1 protein-coding gene is annotated in these 726 nt (G+C 62.1%); it reads right to left on the bottom strand.

The features are described from left to right. On the bottom strand, nucleotides 1-726 hold a 726-nt coding region (locus F3J19_RS32305; RefSeq protein WP_167050549.1), incomplete at both ends, for an NAD(P)/FAD-dependent oxidoreductase.

Genomic DNA, 726 nt, shown 5'->3' with positions numbered 1-726 from the left:
TCTTGTAGCGCTGGAATTCCTCGAACGGCGACAGATACGGATTCGAATAGCCAAGACCAACGACGAAGCCGACCACGATCTGGTTGTTGTCCAGGTGATAAAGGAACGAGCCGCCGTACGTATCGTTTTCGAGCGGCCAGCCGGCTGTGTGCATCACGAGGCCCGGCTTGTGCTTCGCGGGATCGATTTCCCACAGTTCCTTGATGCCGATGCCGTAGACCTGCGGATCGGCGCCATCGCGCAGCCTGAACCTGTCGCTCAGTTGCCGCCCGAGGTGCCCACGCGCGCCCTCGCAGAACAGTGTGTACTTCGCGTGCAGTTCCATGCCGAGCTGGAAATTTTCGGTCGGCTCGCCGTCCTTGCCGATGCCGAGGTTCCCGGTCGCGACGCCCTTAACGGAGCTGTCTTCGTTATAGAGCACTTCGGCGGCGGGAAAACCCGGGAAAATTTCGACGCCGAGCGCCTCGGCCTGCTGACCCAGCCAGCGCGTCACGTTCGCGAGCGAAATGACGTAGTTGCCGTGGTTCCTGAAGTTATCCGGCAGCGCCCAGTTGGGCACGGCCTTCGCGCCGGTTGCGGTGAGGAACAGGAAACGGTCCTCGGTGACGGGAACGTCCAGCGGCGCGCCTTTGTCCTTCCAGTCGGGGATCAGTTCGGTGATGGCGCGCGGGTCCATGACCGCGCCCGAGAGGATATGCGCCCCGATCTCCGAGCCTTTTTCGAGTA

It is taken from the genome of Burkholderia sp. Ax-1724 (genome assembly GCF_011752995.1).
GTDB lineage: Bacteria > Pseudomonadota > Gammaproteobacteria > Burkholderiales > Burkholderiaceae > Paraburkholderia.
The sequence above is the reverse complement of the archived record's forward strand: the minus strand, read 5'-3'. Positions and strand labels throughout refer to the sequence as shown.